This window comes from Paenibacillus paludis (assembly GCF_042610515.1).
Taxonomy (GTDB): domain Bacteria; phylum Bacillota; class Bacilli; order Paenibacillales; family Paenibacillaceae; genus Paenibacillus_AQ.
Genome location: NZ_JBGJZP010000010.1, coordinates 59,691 through 76,906 on the forward strand (window position 1 = coordinate 59,691; position 17,216 = coordinate 76,906).

Here is a 17,216-nt window from a genome sequence, read left to right on the forward strand (position 1 = left end):
ATTTAACACGTTAATTATGTTCTTCATTATCGTTCCCGTTCTGGAAGACTGTCAAGGCATCGCAGGAGCATGGGATGATTTTCATCATGAGTTGACAGATTAGGCCGCTAAAGACAGGTGCTATTTGTGAAGTGTCGCTAAATAAATCGCTCCGGATTTGTGAACGTTTAATCAAAGATACCCTTAAATGTCTACTGTTTCGGCTATTTTGAGCAAGGAATTGGGAGGAGAAGGGAAGTGTTTTGAGAGAATGATTCGTATTTTACATAGATGAAGGTTCCTCCGGGAACCTTGCGGGAAAGATTCAGAAAGAAGCGGTGAGACATTCATTTATAATCAAAACTATTTATTTTCTTGTTTGACAATTATCGAAATGATATGTTATCTTGCCTAACATAAAGTTTGATGTGACTGCTGTGCTTTAGAACGGATTGAAATAGCTGCTGACAAGAGGGGAAAAGGAGTGGAGTTGTTGATGAATGCGATTTGGAGTGAAACGATGCATCCGGGAGGCAAGTGGTCCGGCATTGTTGGCAGAGGGAAGCTGATTCGTCTGACGGCACTCGAAGCGGGCGCCAATGTCTCAATGCTGATGTATCATGCACGAGATTTGTCTGAGCGTTACAATATGCCCGATACACTGAAGGCGCAGCATACTGCTCACTTAACCAGGGGCAATGTGCTTATGAGCGATAACGGAAGGGCGCTGGCCAGCATTCTGCATGATGATTTGGGCTGGCATGATCCGCTGGGTGGTTACACGACAAGGGCAGGCACGGACAGCAAATACGGAGTCAGCTGCTACCAGGAAAGCCGCAATGGCTGGCTGCGCAGCGGCCAGGAGAATCTGGCGGTTGAGCTTGTAAGGAATGGCTTGGGTGAGCGCGATATCTCACCTGTGGTGAACTGGTTCTCCAAGGTTGTCTGCGATGAGGAAGGGAATATGCGGTTTGCTGACAATCACTGTGCTGCCGGAACAACGGTGACACTTCGCCTGGAGATGGATGTACTCCTGATCTTTTCCAATACGCCGCATCCTCTCGATCCGCAGGGGGATTATCCATCTGTGCCTGTCAAGATTGAGGTGCTTCCTGCCGTGCAGGTGGATGCAGGGGACTATTGCGTCAATTTCCGGCCGGAGAACCGCCGCGCTTTTGACAACACATGGACGTATTACGCTCTGCAAAACTAGCAGAAAGTCTTGTTAAGTGAAGGAGGAAGAACATGTTAAAGGCATTTCATCGTGTGGAAAGCACCCGTAAACCGGAGGCTGCTGTTTATGATCAGGTCATTCCGGCCGGAGAAGGCTGGATGTATGCGCTGCAACCGGGACAGGTGCTAAGAATCGTGGATTTGGAAGGAAACCAGGCCGCAGATACGCTGCTGTATGATGCGGACAATCCGGAAGATCATTACAGCGCTGTACGGACGATTAACTCACAGAGCAATATTTATTTAACTACAGGCTCAACTCTGTTGGCGGAATCCGGCAAGGAGCTTGCCTCCATAGTAGCCGATACCTGCGGACGACATGACACCTTGGGCGGTTCCTGCTCTTCCCAGAGCAATACAATCCGGTATGCGCATGAGAAGGGCCACATGCATAATTGCCGGGATACGTTTATGCTGGAGCTTGCTAAACATCCGGAAGGCCACCGTTATGCAAAAAGAGACCTGTCTCCAAACATTAACTTTTTCATGAATGTGCCTGTAACGCCTGAAGGCGGATTAACGTTTGAGGATGGCGTGTCGGGACCGGGGTGTTATGTAGAGCTCCAATCCAGCTGCCATGCCATGGTGCTGATCAGCAATTGCCCCCAATTGAACAATCCATGCAACGCCTATAATCCTACGCCGGTCCATGTGCTTATTTGGAACGAATAGAGCAGCTGGATTATATGGCGCACGTTAACGAATACATCTGGCAGCTTGTCTAAGGACAGGCTGTTTTTTTTGCGTGACCGGTAAAAAACTTCAATTTCAAAATATTGACAATGATCCCGATGCTGCGTAAGATGAGAATAATTAAAACGACAATGTGTCGTTATTTTGAGTGAGGGGGGACATTGTATTCCAAAAGTTAGCGAGGCATATACAGAGAGTAGAATCAATGAAATTTTGGATGCAGCGCTGGAGGTTAGTGCGCGTAAACCGCTGCATAAAGTAACAATGAAGGATATCGTGAGGCAGACCGGACTAAGCCAAGGAGGCGTATATAAGTATTTTGCCAATATTGAAGAGGTGTGGTTTGCGTTGTCCGACCGTTTTGATCTTGAGATAGATTTCAAAGGTTTTTTAACGCAGCTTTTTGCGGCCAGCCTTTCACCTGACCAGACCCTTCGCGCAATCTTTACCTTCATCGGGCAAGAGATTACGGCTTCTATGGAGAGTGGCTACAGCAAATTGGCCTTTGAGCTAAATGCAATCTATGCCAGTCAGCCGGAGCTGGTTAAGAAGCAGCTTGCTGAGCAGGCTGCGGAAGCAGAAGCCGAGTCCGGGCACGGCTACAATTACTTCTTTCAGCAATTGATGAATTATTGTGCAGAAGGTGAAGCTAGAGGCCAGTTCCGGCCCCTTGTTCCCTTAACCGACATTCTGATGCTCATTCAGGTAACTGTGGATGGAATCATCCGCGATGCCACGCTGGAGCTGTGTTTTGCCGGTGATGAGCTCCCTGCTGAATTAAGTGTGCGGCAGAGTGTGGATCGGCTGATGGATAGCTTGTACATTTCTACATTGACCTTATTAGGAGGCTTTTAATTATGCGTAAACCAAGTGCGCTGAAGTCCTGGCTCCTGCTTATCCTGTCCCTTCCGAAGGGGATCGCAGCGTTTGTAATTGCCGTTACAGGCATATGTGCCGGCTTGCCGCTGCTTATTGTAGGGATTGGACTGCCGTTGCTGGCTGCAACATTTACCCTATGCCGCTGGATGATGGCCAAAGAAGAGCAGGCGGTAACAGAGTGGATGCAGGGAGAAGAGCAACCGCTCCAAGCTGAGGACTCCCGATCCATTGTGGATTGGAAGGATTGGCGTTCCATGCTGTCTATGCTTTTAAATCGTAAGAGCTGGCGGGGGATCCTCTATAGTATAGCCCAGCTTCCCGTAGGCATTGCCGGGTTTACCCTTGCTGTCACGCTTCCCGCCGTTGTTATTGCGATTATATTGTCACCGGCAGCTTACAAGTTAAGCAAGGTCTTATCCCTTTCCTTTGATCTGTATTCCTTTGACGGGACGATGAATCTGTTCTTGCCGTGGCTTAATGTATATCAGCGTTCCTGGGTAGCGGCTGCAATCGGCATAGTGCTGGCCCTGTTGCTGCCTATGACCATAAGAGGGTTGGGGAGATTATATTCCGCCTGGATTCGGGGGATAGCCGGTGACTTCACCTATGGAGTGAAACCTGCGTCTATTAACAAGGAAGCAGGGTCGAGAGTATAGCAGCCAGTGTAATCTCTAATAAAAAGAGACACGATACCCTAGGGATATCGTGTCTCTTTTAAATGCAACGGCTCCCCTCAAAGGGGGAGCCGCCGTTTCTTTTTGCACCCTCTGCTATTAGCGGCGTGACTTGGTAATCAGGAACGGAATGACGCTTCTTGCAACGCCTGTCGGGTTTTCAAGGATGATAACCCACTCCGAGTCGCTGTTCGGGAAGCTGTCTGTTGGCCAGGCGGAAGTCAAATTGGAAATTGTCCATCCCGCACTAACGACAGCTCTGCCTCTTCCAGCAGATAAGAAGAGGAAAAGGAAGTCGTTGGCTTCGATGATTACAGCGGGAAACTGAATACGGCGGAAACCATTCCCAAGGTTTTGCGTGGAGCGCGCTCTGTTTGGCCGCAGGGTGACTCTTTTACCTTTACCTTTAGCTTTATTTCTAAGTGATAGTTTTTTTATTGCCATTTGCTGCTCGCCTCTTTCTTCGTAGGATAGATTATCTTACGAGAAGAGAGGGGTGTGAGCTTGTATGAATGTACATGGAGATTAATCCAAATTATTCTAGAGTTTCTTATTTAGATTTTGGCCGGATTACCTTAAGCATGGAAAGCTCTTTCGGAGTGAGGCGGCGGGTATAAGCAGCATTGCCGTTATGGGTATCTACAACCTTTACCTTGCCCGCTCTTTGTCCCGCAGGACGTGCTACACGCACCCGGAGTGCCCGGAGTGCCCAATCGACGGGAAAGGCAACCGAAGTCTTTCCGTCCTCTGTACCGGCGTAATTCACAGCCGCCGCGAAATTATCCGCGCTTCTGAGCCAGACAGAACCGGAGTCTCCAGGAAGCGATACAGGTGTATCACTCAGAATTATCGATTGATTGCGGAAGGTTAGCACGCCTACATCCCTACCATAATCCACCTGTACATCCGTATTCACCGAATCGACTCTTCCCCTGGTCAGACCTGTTGTCCGTCCTACCTTTTTGAAACGCTCCCCTACACGGTAGGAAGTGACATGACCGGGAATGTTGCCTACCGTTGCATATTTCGGACTGAGAATGCTGTTTCTTACAGGGCGGGACAAGGCCGCATCTATGCGGTTAGTACCATTTGTCTTCAAAGTTACAAAACGCGATAAATACCCGACCCGATCCCTTACGGTCCGCCCTTCATCCGCGCCGCCCGGCTGCAGCGTTTCCGCCCGGTTGTTGGAGTTGGTCGGATTGGTAAGCACGTGGTTATTGCTGAGCACATACAGCTGATTGCCGCTGCTGACAATTAAGCCTGCGGTTCCTGAACCGCCGGTCGTACCAATACTGTAGCCTGCTACGACTGGACGAATCCGGTCCTGGTAACTTGCATTGCTGCGTATTTTTTTGGTCTTTACTACCCGGATGGGGACATTTATAGGCTTGCCTTTGACCTGCGAGGAGAATTTTGGACCCAAACCCAGGGCGGTGCTGCTCACGGCATTGGCGTAGAGGATCACGGCTGCGCCTTTTTTGGGATGTTTGGGGTCGTAATACCCTATCCCGACTCCATGAATTTTCCGGTTCTTGAGCACGGTACTTGCTATGTTTTTCTTTATCACAAGAGCTTCAGCAAATGTTGCCACTGTTCATCACCTAACCTCATTAGAATAAGATAGTATATTATCCTGAGGTGTAAAAGGCATGGGCGATTATCCGCTCTTTTATGAAGTCCAGAGGCGATTTATTTATTTTGTCGTACATGCCGCACAATGACTGGAGTGACAATATGCCCTATTTGTCTAACAATAAACTATTGTCCAACCCCTTTATTCACTATTTTCATATGATGCAGGGTAAGGAAAAAAGTGATGAAGGGAATGAAGACAATGGGGCTTAATTTCCGCAACAGTACAAGTGAGACGATATTTGTTGCCTATGCTTACCCGGATTTCAGCTGTTCTCCTGTCAACTACGCCACAATCGGCTGGTACCGGATCGAACCGGGCCAGTCGAGACAAGTGTGGAGCGGGTATGCCGGGGGCAACACATTCTTTTACTATGCAGAGAGTGACAGCTATACCTGGTCAGGGGGATACTATACAGATATCCCTAATGACGCCTTCAATCAGTGCTGGGACAGCGACTGCAACGACTGCAGAGAACTTGGCTTTCGTAGAGTTCCTGTCGGATCCAGCGTCCGCAACTACACAGTTGTGTTAATCTCCAGCAGCAGCCGAAGCAAAAAAGGGTTAATCCATCTTCGGACAGCATTGCCTACAAAGCCTGGAAAACGGCTTGTGCGCAGAGTTCCGCTGAAGGCCAGAAAGCTAGCCTCGGGAAGACCGGTTTTGGCCAAACGCAGAGCCGTGCCTAAAAAACGGAGAAGATAGTGAACGCCAAACACTTCTTTTAATCTTTGAATCAACTGAATAAATGCAAAAAGAGTGCACCTATCATTGGATAGGGCACTCTTTTTTTCTAAAACAAAGGATGTATTGTCCCGGTTATCCGGTGACGGCAAAGGCTCTCATTAACGCGCCTTCCAGCTCGCCTGTAGCAATAGGTTTCAGCAGGGAAACAATGCCCCCTTTGCTGAAAGCTTCGAGGACAAACGGATGGCTGCTGGTGACAATAATTGTACTCTGCGGATATTGGGCATTGGCAAGGCGTTCAGATAAAGGCGCTTCTCCGAGCAGCAGCAGTTTGGCATCGGTCACAATAATATCCGGTTCATGTTCGGTAATCAGCCGAATGGCTTCCTGATCGCAATTAGCCTCAAGAATAACATCCTCTTTAAAATGGAGCTGTTTCAGCATCAGCTTCAGGTGATTGCGTACATGAGGTTTGTCGTCAACAAGCATGATTTTCATAATATTGCCTCCTGTCTGGTTGCATTTAGGATTCATACACCTTTTGTGCGGAGTAGCGCTGGGGAAGCAACATAAGTGCAAGGGAGAATACAACAAGCAGCAAGCAGCCCCAGTAAGCATTCCGGTATCCGACCCACTCGGCAGCGGCCCCTCCGGCCAGACTTCCGCCCAGCCGTCCGATGGTAGTGGCATTGGTATATAACGTTGAAGCATATCCGGGCAGATCAGGGAGCAAATCCTGAATGTAGCTGATTCCGATGGCCGAAATCACGGCAACAAAGAAAGCCAGCAGCACCTGCCCGGCCAAGAGATGCCACAATTGTGTCGAGGCAAGCACCAAAATATAATAAGCCGCTCCCAGTAGTATTCCCCAGAACATCAGCACCCGATTGGAGGTTTTGGCAGACAATACCCCTAATACGAGCATGAATGGAATCTCCAGCAGCGCACAAATACTCGAGACCGTAGCTACATTCTGCGTACTGCCGCCCAAGGTGTTAATGATGAACAATGAGATATTCAGATTGTTAAGCCAGTGCCCGGCATATAACAGGGTCAGCACCAGAAACGGGATAAGCACTCTGGCGTTCTGATGCAGCTTCAGCTGCGTTGCGGCTTGAATACCGGCTGGCTTCTTTAATACAGGACGTTTCACGAAGAAGCAGACCAGCAAGGCATTAAGCAGGAAGATCAGTGAGGTGCTCATGAAAATACCCTGGAACCCCAAGTGATTAAGGAGGATCGAGCCGATCAGCGGGCCGGTAATAAACCCCAGGGAGAACATCGAGCGCAGACTTGAATTGGCAAAGGCATGATCGGCGGACGGACTGGCATTTACCGCTTCCCGTGCACTGGCGAACATTTGCGGCATGGCCGGAGCGCCAATCGCAGTGAAGACCGTCATATACAGCAGCAGCGCATAAAATTCGTGGATGAATAAATAACCGGCAAAAGCCAGTGCGTTGAACAGCATGGCTGTGACCATGAGTGTTTTACGGTTCAGTCCGGAATCGGAGCGTTTGGCAATGATCGAGCTGAGCCAGACCCCGCTGATTAAGGTCACTGCGGTAAAGATTCCGAAGGTTCCTGCGGAAACCCCCAGCTTTGTTGTGAAATAAACGGCCAAAAAGGGAGAGCTGATGGAAATGGCCATCCCCTGTAGCATCATGCAGATCATAAACAGGGAGTAGCTTGGAATCAGGAAAAGCTGGCGGGTTCGCGTCAACATGTACGTAAAGTTTCTCCTTCACTTTCTAGCCTTGCGGCTTTCTCTTTGATTTGGTTATAGTATAGATAATGGCTTGCGATTATTGAATGTTTTATCTGATTGAAAAGCTCTACTATTTGGCTGAGGCGGTGAACGATATGGACCTGAGGCTGCATGCCTGCGCCTATTCTTTTCATACACTTCCGTTTAAATCTTCCTTTACGCCGCCACCGTTTTTCCTGTTCCGGCTGCAGGTGGTGGGCAACTGCCGGGCGCTTGTAGACGGCAAAATGAGTCTTGTCCAGCCAGGCGACTTATTAATCTATCGTCCTGGAGAGCCTTATCATTTAGCGGTGGATGCAATTGACGGAAAAATCGAAAGCGGCGACTATTATTTACTGTGTGAAGGTTCTTGGATCGAAGAATGGTGGGAATCCCAGCCCCGGCTGACTCAGCAGAGAGTTCATCTGGATGAAGGCATGCTCTCGTTATGGCAGCAGCTCAGCATCGAGCAGCACCGTATCGCACAAGGTAACCCTGAGCTGATCCGGCATTTATTGTGTGCGCTATGCCTATCTTTTGACCGTTTGTCGGGTGAAGCTGTCTCGGGGCATAACCCGCAGGGACGCTCGAATGAACTGGTTTTGCGGATGAGACGCTATATTAACAAAAATGCGCTGAATCCGCTAAGAGTGGAGGAAGTTGCCAGGTTTGCCGGACTGAGTGTATCCAGAGCCGTACATCTTTTTAAAGAGCTGACGGGTTATACCATTATCCAGTATACACAGGAGATTCGCCTGTCCAACGCCCTGGAGCGGATCCGCTTCACCGACTTAAGTCTGGAGAATATTGCCGGGAGCTGCGGCTTCGGGACGTATTCCTATTTTCACAAGGTATTCAAAGCCAGGTTCGGCCTTTCTCCCAAGGAAATCCGCAGCCGGCCGGCTTCGGCAGAGCTGAACTACCAGGACAGCAGGTTTGTTATCCATCACCCGGATGGTAATCTGTCAGGCATCTCCCCTGATGCCCGGCGTTTTCTCAGTTCATGATTAGAATCTCTAATTATGAACTGATTTTTATTATAATTGTTAAGGTGTTGCTGCTCACGGTAATCTTTTATGATGGTGAAGGAGAGTCCTGTGGAAGCGCCTTAATCGGCTATCCATGAGCTACGATGAAACCGTTATCACAAAGATTGAAGGAGTGAACTACTAATGGAAACAGCTACATACCCATATCAGCAGACGGATTTACCTGTAAATGAACGCGTGCAAGATCTGATCTCCAGATTGACTCTGGATGAAAAGGTAAACCTGATGCCGCAATATCAAGCCGCTGTAGAGCGCTTGGGCGTAGGAGCCTATAAACATGGTACGGAAGGGGCTCACGGGATTTCGTGGCTGGGCAAGGCAACTGCTTTTCCTCAGGTCAGCGGATTGGCCTGCACCTGGAATCCGGAACTCTTGAAAAAGATTGGCTCAGCCATCGGTGACGAGGCGAGAGCGTTCTACAAGAAGAATCCGACCGTTAACGGCTTGACACTATGGGCACCTACGGTGGATATGGAACGTGATCCGCGCTGGGGCCGCACGGAAGAGGCATACGGCGAAGATCCGGAATTAACCGGACGCCTCAGTACTTCACTGGTGCAGGGAATCCAAGGCGATCATCCCAAGTATTTGAAAGCGGTAGCAACACTGAAGCATTTTCTCGGCAACAATAATGAGATCAACCGCGGCGTTGACTCGTCGAGCATTGATCCGAGAAATATGCGTGAATATTATCTGGAAGCCTTTAAGCCTGCCTTCAAGGAAGGCGGCGCCAAGTCCATGATGACCGCCTACAACTCGCTTAATGGGGTACCGGTCATCCTGCATCCTGCGGTGATGGATATTGTCAAAGGCGAATGGGAAATGGACGGCTTTATTGTAAGCGATGCCGGGGATTTGTTCGGTATTGTGAAGGATCATAAATATTATGAGTCATTCGCCCAGTCGATGGCTGAATCGATCAAAAACGGGATCGACAGCGTGACAGAAGAAACAGCAGAGACGATCAAGGTTATTCATGAAGCACTGGCTGAAGGGCTGCTTGCCGAGGAAGATCTGGACCGTGCGCTGTTCAATACATTCCGTGTCCGTTTCCTTCTGGGTGAGTTCGATCCTGAAGAAGGCAATCCGTATGCGGCAATCGACGATTCCGTCATTCTCAGCAAGGAGCATGGCGAGTTGTCGCTGGAAGCTGCGAAGCAGTCTATTGTACTCCTGAAGAATGAGAACAGCACGCTTCCGCTGAACCCGAAAGAGTTGTCCAAAGTTGCGGTCATCGGTCCGCTCGGGGACGAAGCTTTCAGAGACTGGTATTCCGGCACCCAGCCTTATGCTGTCACACCTCTGCAGGGAGTGACCAAGAAGCTTGCAGGCAAACAGGTATCGTTCGAAAGCGGCGATGACCGGATCATCCTGACTTCGGCGGCAACAGGCCAAGCCGTAGGAATCACTGGCGAGGACGGCAGACTGGCAGTGCAACATGAGACTAAGGAGCGCGGAGAATTGTTCCGCCATACGGCCTGGGGCTGGACGAGCAACACTCTTGAAGCTACAAGCCGGGGACAGTATGTCACCCTTAGCGACGCCCATACACTGACGGCTTCCGCTGATGAAATCTATGGCTGGTATGTGAAGGAAGCACTGAATATTGTACCGGAAGCCGAAGGTACAGTCAGCCTGCGGACCTGGAATGACAAGCCGATCTCAATCCATGCCGAAGACGGAACCCTCCGTGTAGCCGATCAGGATACCGTGGCGCTGGACAATACATTCCGCAAAAATATCGTTGTAAACGGAGTTGAGGCTGCGGTTGAAGCGGCGAAGGCCGCAGAAGTAGCCGTTGTATTCGTCGGCAATCATCCGCTCCTGAACGGCAAGGAAGAGATCGACAGACCGGATATCGTCCTGCCGGAAGAGCAGGAGAATCTGGTTAAGGCTGTGTATGAAGCCAACCCTAATACAGTGGTGGTTATTGTCGGAAGTTATCCGATCACCTCCACATGGATTGATGAGCATATCCCGGCGGTCCTCTATACTTCCCACAGCGGGCAAGAGCTGGGCAACGCGGTAGCCGATGTTCTGTTCGGCGACTACAGCCCGTCCGGTAAGCTGAATATGACTTGGTACCGGTCGGTGGATCAGCTTCCTCCGCTGATGGATTACGACATTATTAAAGGCAAAAGAACGTACATGTACTTCGACGGTGAGCCGCTGTATCCGTTCGGCCACGGTCTGAGCTACGCACAGGTATCTTATAACAGCCTGTCGCTGGCTGCCGGGGAACTGGAGCAGAACGGAACGATCAGCCTGTCCGTTCAGCTTGAGAATACCGGTGCCGTGGATGGCGACGAGGTCGTTCAATTATACGTGCAGTCCTTGTCTTCCCGAGTCACACGTCCACTGAAGCAGCTGAAGGGGTTCCAAAAGATCCGGCTTGCCGCAGGACAAACGCAAACGGTGGAATTCACGTTGCCGGTTGCCGAGCTGGCTTTCTGGGATGTAACGCGTGAACAATACTGTGTTGAAAACGGCGAATATGCCGTAATGATCGGTCGCTCTTCAAGTGATATTCAATTGACCGCCCAGATCAAAGTGCATGGCGAAACGATTCCGGCCCGCAATCTCTATGCGACGGTCAAAGCCGAGAACTACGACGACTACGAAGCGGTATATCTGGATGAATGCAAGGCGGGCGGCGCTTCTGTCCATCCGACAGGTGAAGGAGCATGGATCGCCTTCAAAGATGTGGAGTTCGGTCAAGGCACCGCAACGTTCCACGCGCTCGTATCCTCCGTGACCGGCGGCAGCATTGAGATCAGAACAGAAGGCCCGGCAGGACAACTGGCGGCGACCCTTGAGGTTCCGGCGGGCGAAAGCCTGCAACAGTGGCAGACATTGTCTGTTCAAGCTGAAATTGAAGCTGGTGGAAACGATGTGTATCTGGTCTTTAAAGGCGAGACGCTGCTCAACCGCTTCCATTTTTCCGTGTAGCTCCAGCTAACTAACGCGTAATAGGGTATTCTCATATCGAGGATGCAAAGACCCTGTGTTTCTGAACGTAAGAAATACGGCCTCAAAGCAGCACGTCGCGCTCCACAGTTCTCGAAACGTTAATATCCCTTGTATATCAATGAATTTCAGCCCTTGGCCTTCATGGTCAGGGGCTTTAATTTTGTCCTGAGAATGTTTCACCCTGATATCGGTTTGGTGGCTGTCGATCGGGAAACGGCCGGCCATCCGGCAATACTTTCCGATAAAAATAATGATCTGTTTCCTTGAAAAATTCCCATCCGTCATTGTCACAAAAGCGCTTAAGCTCTTTCCACAGTAAGTTTTCTCGTACTATTTAATTTACTTAGTACGTAAGTGGCACCATTGCGGACTTGTTCTTAATTCGTTTGCCGCAATAACGCACCCACCCGTTTCACAGTACTTAGCTTTTACCACTCCTATGATTTTCTTGGCTACACGGTAAGTTAAGGCTTCGCCTTCTCTAAGGTTTTCACAACCATAGCACTTCGGCATCGCCATTAGCTCACTCCTTCGCTGTATCTTCGGACTGCGCAATACTTAATCATTTTGTGTTAAACTGAATTTGGTTTTTATGTTAATTTTGTTTGGTAGGAATGAATAAGTTGAAAAGATCTCTCTAAAAACACTTAATCACTATGTCTTCGGCTTTTGGAATTATCATCGTACAAACTGGCCTTTTTTAAACTCGAGATGCTATATAATCATATGAGAATTATATATACAAATATGGGGGTATCCAATAATGAGTAATATTAATCCATTTGATAAGTGTCCAGTTTATGAAACCATTAACTTAATATTCACAAAAGTTAAAGAGGAAGACGCAATAGACTTATTTGAGTGCTATTCTGACCCGATTACAAAAAGCCGTATGAATAATGATAATTGTGGCGGTGTATGGGATACACACAACATTGATGCTGTAATAAAAGGTATTAAGGGATGGGTGCAAGAATATAACGATAGATTTTATATAAGATGGAGTATTAATCATAAGCAGATAAATAAGATAGTAGGCACTATCGAAATAGCACCTGTTCCTAATACAACAAGATTTTGGGATGGTGCTTGTCAGACTGGTATATTAAGAATAGACATCATTTCATCCCTTGAAAATAAAATAGTTTTATCTGAAATTTTAAGAATGGTTTCCGATAATTTTTATGTAGACTTAGATATTAATAATATCATCATTAAAGCAACCAAAGACGATGGAGAAAGAGTTTTAGCCTTGGAGAATAATAGTTTTGATAAATTAGAGAACAGCACCTTTCCTTATAGCGATTATTACATAAAATGAATATATTGGTTTATAGTTGGCAACTAAATCTATCTAATGGGAGGAATTTTGTAATGAAACTTAAAAAATGGCATTGTCTCTGCTAGCATCTGCTTCTTTACTAACCTTTATTGTTCCAAGCACTTATGCTGCTGAACCGGTAGTAGAAACTAGCACGTATGCAGTTAGTTCGGTAGTTGTTACCACAAATTATACAGAAGAAAATATGGACCCAATCGTGACACCATTCTCTTTATTGACAAACTATTCCTTTGGACCTCTTTCAGTTAATGACTTTACAACTACAGCATGGTTCAATCATTACTCTTACGGAAATGTGACGGTACAGCTTGCTCAGTACCCTACTTATGGTAGCGGGACTGCATCTGTTGAGTATACTTTGAGAGCTGCTGAAAAAAATAGCATACCACTTGCTGGTAACTATTCAAGTGCTACTAAAACAATAACTTTTGACAATGTTCAAGCGGGTACTTATGCTTTGGAAATAAAAAATATTGGAGTTACAAATGCTAGTGTATATGGATCAATCAATGATTAAGTAAAACAAGAAGGCCAAGAAGGAGCCATTGTCGAAAACAATGGCTCCTTCTTTATGAAGTGAAATTACTATTTTGATGAACTTGATGGAACATCAGTATCAGTCGGGTTTTCATCATTTAAGGTTTTACCTAAGAGCAACGAATTGGGATAATTTTTAGAAAATTCTGCTTCATCTACTTTTAAAAAAAACTCGCCTTCAAAAATTAGTTGATTCGTATTAGGCCCGATTTCATCTATATTTCTTGCTATCTCCGATTCCTTAAAGATACTTTGTTCATCTGCTCGCACGAACATGCCATGAGGTGTATAGAATTGACTATAATACCCTTTTGCGATTTTTGATTCTACGGATTCTACGTTTTTTACTGATTCTACGGATTCTACAGATTTCACGTTATTTGTTGAAAAATTAGTGTTAACAGGATTTTTAACTGTCTTATTTACGGTTTCCATTTCTGGATAGGTGTCTGCTTTTGAATTCGATATTAATACCACTCCTGAAATAATAGTCACTGCAAAGGCTATTAAGCCTATTTTTTTAAACATATTATCCCCACCCTTTCTATACCAACAATTATTTCCTACTTTAAAACATTATATTCACTAAAATGTTGAACGAATCGATAAGGTCCGTAAAGGAAAAGATCCCACTATAAAATGTGTGATTTTCCTAATTTTATTATAATACCTTTTAAAGTGCATGTGAACATCAGTTTACGATAATATTAATTTCCTTACGCATTAAATCTCCAATTCTCCTCTATGTATTATTATGTTCCAATAAGCCTTTTAATATGTAGTCTACATGGACACAGATGAATTCACTTACGAAGAGTAGCCGAAGTATGGTGAACAGTAATGATGGTTTTATTCCCAAAAAACTTGGTTATTAAATTCCAAAATCTAAATGTATAGTTTAGTATTTGGCATTGTATTAAAGTTACTGCAAACAAATCAAGAAATTTCACCCTATATAACTTGAACAAGGAAACCATTGCCAAGCAAAGACCGGTGGATGTTGGATTCGAAGCGAAATACACTTGGACGTTAAGAATCATTCGTGCAATGGATCCTTCGCGAGTTCGGCGAGAAATATACCCTAAAAGGAATCTCTAAAATGCTGAATCGGCTTGGTTTTAGCTACACAAAAGCCACCTATACGCTGGTACGAGCCAACAAAGAGGAACAAAAACAATTCCGCGAGGTCACTTTACCTGAGCTGAAGGAGAAACTGAACCAGGGAGAAATTGACCATCTTTTATTTGAAGATGAATCCATGATAAGGGCCTATTTGGCTTTGCAGAACAACTGGTTTCCGAAAGGACAACAACGCAAAATCCCGACTCATGGCGAGCATAAAGGAGCCAAACTGTTTGCTGCCATCGACTACGAGACGGGTCATGTGATCCACCGAGAAGAAGAAAAGTTTGATGCAGCGGCCTTTGGACGATTTTTAATAGATATTTTACAGACCTATCCCTAAGGAAAACTCGTCATGGTGTTAGACAACGCCCACACTCATCATGCAGATGCGATTCAGCCGTTTCTGCGAGAGAATCCGAGACTTCAGCTTGTTTTTCTACCCAAGTATAGCCCTGAACTTAATCCTGTTGAAGGATTGTGGAAATGGCTAAAACACGATGTAGTAAACAATGTCTTTTTTCATAAGTATTACGTCATCCGTACTCATGTCGCAGCTTTCATGAAACGGGTCAATGAGAGCCCTCTTGAATTGATTGATCGGCTACTGGTTCGGGCGTAAAGATTTTCAGTTCAATCTATATAGTTCTTTATTAAGTTTATTATCTTCGAATAAAGGCTGTTTCTCTAAATAAGAGACACAAAATTCAAGTTGATTTGTCGTTAAAGAATGGAAAATATCCATAATATCTATTGAGCCATCTGCTTGACGATTCACGTAATATCTTCGCTGCTTTTTTATATCCATATTGAGCCCCTCATTGAGCCCCCCTTTTTAATGAGCAATATGCGTCTACTACTTTTTACTTCTCAGCCTGTAAGTCAGACCGAGTAAACATCCTATAAAATAGCCGGGATAGCACAAGCTGCCTGTCAGCATCAAATCCTACTGACTGGTAGTGAACATATCCGTCTACATCTTCGTATAAAGCAAACACTGTCTCACCTTCAGAATCATCGTAAAATCGCTCTATTCGCCGTTTGAGGTGGATGGTTGCCAAGCTCTGGTCGCCCCTTATAAGGGCCTTGCCCTTATGGTATGTATCTTCGTACTGTGCAACATCTTTCGGAACCATTTCTGTAAAAATAAAGTATAGGACTGGTGCTCGCTCATTAATCTAACAGATAGTATAGTTGAGTCATGCAAAAGGAATATTCATCTGTTTCGCGAATTCTTCAATATCAAGTGGTTATTTGTGAGTCTGATCCTAAAATTTTTCTAAAGGAGATAAGAATTATGCTGTTTTCAGATGTATGTCTAATTACAGAGGATGTCACAACATTAACTAGGTTCTATGAAGTCGTTTTACATGAAAAAGCCGTAGGAGATCATATCCATTCGGTAATTCATACGAAAGGTCCTGGATTGGCGATCTATTCGAAACAAGCTGCAGAATCAGATATGAAATTTGATTTTTCAAGATATTGGGGATCAGGCAATATTACACTAAGTTTTAATGTTGATGATATTGACAATGAATATGAACGATTGAAGGCATTTGATGTTGAATTTGTAACTGTGCCTACAACCTATCCTTGGGGAGCAAGGTCAGTACATTTTCGAGACCCTGACGGTAACATCATATGTTTTAGAAGTAAATCAAAATGAAGATAAGTCAACATGTGGTTTTTATACTGGAGCCCTCAAAACCAGCTCTTTTGGAATTCGCTAGTGTGCAGTTTGCGTCTACAATTCTTCACACACAGTTTATCGAAACATCTGTTTATAATCCTTGGAATCGAATTTCCCCCTGCTTAGAACCAAAGTGTCCATGGGTAGCGGTGAAATTCATACGGGATTATGGCGAGAAATTCTAAAAAAACAATTAGAAGTAACACAAGTATATTTTAATAAAAGCGCGAGAAATCTTTCTCGGGCTTTTTTTAGTTTTTCAACGAAGTCGCTGCAGAACGATGCGACGGCCGGGTATCGCTGCTGGCCGGCATCCAGAAGTGCGCCAACAGTGGGCGGCTGCAAGTCAGGATGCGCTCCCCGGAACACTTGACCAAGTAAGTTGGCCCAGGTGGACGCCCTGTAGCCTGGCTTCCTTCAGCGCATGGCTGTAGCAGGCTGCAGATCGATGCGCAAGCCTGGTGCCATAGTTAGCTGGCTTGGTAATGTTTTGAGACTGATACTTTAAAAGCATACGGATTCCCAATCCAAAGTGGAATTTTATAACGAGCTGAAGGTAACGACCAAATTCAATAAAGTGGCCAAACGATGATTATCCGTACGGTGGTTGTCTACATAGACACCATGGGGTGGATGATTGATGACGTGGAAGTTGTCGGGCAATTGTAGCCCAAAGGAGTAGAAGACGGTCACGTTGTTTCTCCGCAAGACTGGGTGCTTGAGGATATTCGTGAGCAGTTTATTTCCAGTGGTGATTTTGATCCAAAAGCCTTTTCTGCTGCTCTAGAGGCCGCAGGAATCGAGACACCCAGCTTAGTACGAGCCGCAGTCTGTTCATTCTGCCGGCAAGCTATGAGTCGAGCTATACGCTGCCTTAAACAGTCCACCAGCAAAAGTAAAAAGAAACTGGCTAAGACTGCTGAAGAAAGCGAAATGAGCGTGAGGTCCTGCACATTTGCCGCAGGCGCTTTTATT

The 17,216-nt window shown here is 46.2% G+C and carries 16 protein-coding genes and 2 pseudogenes; 12 read left to right on the forward strand and 6 right to left on the reverse strand.

Features of this window, described 5'->3' with window-relative positions; genetic code table 11:
• Positions 1-475 precede the first annotated feature (475 nt).
• The 4 genes from ACAN56_RS19785 (at position 476) to ACAN56_RS19800 (ending at position 3,440) form a co-directional block, all read left to right on the forward strand.
• Positions 476-1,192, forward strand: a complete 717-nt coding sequence (locus ACAN56_RS19785) for an urea amidolyase associated protein UAAP1 (RefSeq protein WP_038587762.1) — start codon at positions 476-478, stop codon at positions 1,190-1,192.
• Between the two features lie 32 nt (positions 1,193-1,224).
• Positions 1,225-1,884: an urea amidolyase associated protein UAAP2 gene (locus ACAN56_RS19790; RefSeq protein WP_379145235.1), complete on the forward strand. Its 660-nt coding sequence runs from the start codon at positions 1,225-1,227 to the stop codon at positions 1,882-1,884.
• Positions 1,885-2,118: 234 nt separating this feature from the next.
• Entirely contained in the window at positions 2,119-2,760 is a 642-nt protein-coding gene (locus ACAN56_RS19795; protein WP_379145237.1) for a TetR/AcrR family transcriptional regulator, read from the forward strand.
• 2 nt (positions 2,761-2,762) lie between these two features.
• Positions 2,763-3,440 carry a sensor domain-containing protein gene (locus ACAN56_RS19800; RefSeq protein WP_379145239.1) on the forward strand — a complete coding sequence of 226 codons (678 nt, stop codon included), beginning with the start codon at positions 2,763-2,765 and terminating at the stop codon, positions 3,438-3,440.
• A gap of 117 nt (positions 3,441-3,557) precedes the next feature.
• On the opposite strand, the gene ACAN56_RS19805 is transcribed toward ACAN56_RS19800, so the two are convergent.
• Together ACAN56_RS19805 and ACAN56_RS19810 are read right to left on the reverse strand one after the other, a co-directional pair.
• Positions 3,558-3,902 carry a hypothetical protein gene (locus tag ACAN56_RS19805; protein WP_038587771.1) on the reverse strand — a complete coding sequence of 115 codons (345 nt, stop codon included), beginning with the start codon at positions 3,900-3,902 and terminating at the stop codon, positions 3,558-3,560.
• Positions 3,903-4,008: 106 nt separating this feature from the next.
• Positions 4,009-5,052: a chymotrypsin family serine protease gene (locus ACAN56_RS19810; RefSeq protein WP_038587773.1), complete on the reverse strand. Its 1,044-nt coding sequence runs from the start codon at positions 5,050-5,052 to the stop codon at positions 4,009-4,011.
• Between the two features lie 225 nt (positions 5,053-5,277).
• On the opposite strand from ACAN56_RS19810, the gene ACAN56_RS19815 reads away from it, so the two are divergent.
• Positions 5,278-5,799, forward strand: coding sequence for a DUF1036 domain-containing protein (locus ACAN56_RS19815; RefSeq protein ID WP_231578393.1), 522 nt, complete (start codon positions 5,278-5,280; stop codon positions 5,797-5,799).
• Positions 5,800-5,913: 114 nt separating this feature from the next.
• Here ACAN56_RS19815 and ACAN56_RS19820 read toward each other — a convergent pair whose 3' ends face one another.
• Together ACAN56_RS19820 and ACAN56_RS19825 are read right to left on the reverse strand one after the other, a co-directional pair.
• Entirely contained in the window at positions 5,914-6,279 is a 366-nt protein-coding gene (locus ACAN56_RS19820) for a response regulator (RefSeq protein WP_038587775.1), read from the reverse strand.
• Between the two features lie 25 nt (positions 6,280-6,304).
• Entirely contained in the window at positions 6,305-7,507 is a 1,203-nt protein-coding gene (locus ACAN56_RS19825) for a sugar efflux transporter (RefSeq protein WP_379145243.1), read from the reverse strand.
• An 86-nt stretch (positions 7,508-7,593) separates the two neighbouring features.
• On the opposite strand from ACAN56_RS19825, the gene ACAN56_RS19830 reads away from it, so the two are divergent.
• The 5 genes and pseudogenes from ACAN56_RS19830 to ACAN56_RS19850 all read left to right on the forward strand — a co-directional run bounded on the left by ACAN56_RS19830 (position 7,594) and on the right by ACAN56_RS19850 (position 13,406).
• Positions 7,594-8,535: a helix-turn-helix transcriptional regulator gene (locus tag ACAN56_RS19830; RefSeq protein ID WP_379145246.1), complete on the forward strand. Its 942-nt coding sequence runs from the start codon at positions 7,594-7,596 to the stop codon at positions 8,533-8,535.
• A gap of 165 nt (positions 8,536-8,700) precedes the next feature.
• A complete protein-coding gene (locus ACAN56_RS19835) occupies positions 8,701-11,526 on the forward strand; it encodes a glycoside hydrolase family 3 protein (RefSeq protein WP_379145248.1) in 2,826 nt (941 codons plus the stop codon).
• 51 nt (positions 11,527-11,577) lie between these two features.
• Positions 11,578-11,649: pseudogene (gene rpsI, locus ACAN56_RS19840) on the forward strand (30S ribosomal protein S9); the annotation flags it as partial.
• Positions 11,650-12,310: 661 nt separating this feature from the next.
• A complete protein-coding gene (locus ACAN56_RS19845) occupies positions 12,311-12,868 on the forward strand; it encodes a GNAT family N-acetyltransferase (RefSeq protein WP_379145251.1) in 558 nt (185 codons plus the stop codon).
• Positions 12,869-12,935: 67 nt separating this feature from the next.
• The gene (locus ACAN56_RS19850) at positions 12,936-13,406 is read left to right on the forward strand and encodes a hypothetical protein (RefSeq protein ID WP_379145253.1); all 471 of its coding nucleotides are present in this window, start codon (positions 12,936-12,938) and stop codon (positions 13,404-13,406) included.
• A gap of 68 nt (positions 13,407-13,474) precedes the next feature.
• Here ACAN56_RS19850 and ACAN56_RS19855 read toward each other — a convergent pair whose 3' ends face one another.
• A complete protein-coding gene (locus ACAN56_RS19855) occupies positions 13,475-13,954 on the reverse strand; it encodes a hypothetical protein (protein WP_379145255.1) in 480 nt (159 codons plus the stop codon).
• Positions 13,955-14,525: 571 nt separating this feature from the next.
• On the opposite strand from ACAN56_RS19855, the pseudogene ACAN56_RS19860 reads away from it, so the two are divergent.
• Positions 14,526-15,170 (forward strand): annotated as a pseudogene (locus ACAN56_RS19860) (IS630 family transposase).
• A gap of 6 nt (positions 15,171-15,176) precedes the next feature.
• On the opposite strand, the gene ACAN56_RS19865 reads toward ACAN56_RS19860, so the two are convergent.
• Positions 15,177-15,356, reverse strand: a complete 180-nt coding sequence (locus ACAN56_RS19865) for a hypothetical protein (protein WP_379145257.1) — start codon at positions 15,354-15,356, stop codon at positions 15,177-15,179.
• Between the two features lie 489 nt (positions 15,357-15,845).
• Between ACAN56_RS19865 and ACAN56_RS19870 the strand changes: the two genes are divergently transcribed.
• Complete coding sequence (locus ACAN56_RS19870; RefSeq protein ID WP_038587795.1) at positions 15,846-16,217, forward strand: VOC family protein; 372 nt, start codon at positions 15,846-15,848, stop codon at positions 16,215-16,217.
• Positions 16,218-17,216: the final 999 nt, after the last annotated feature.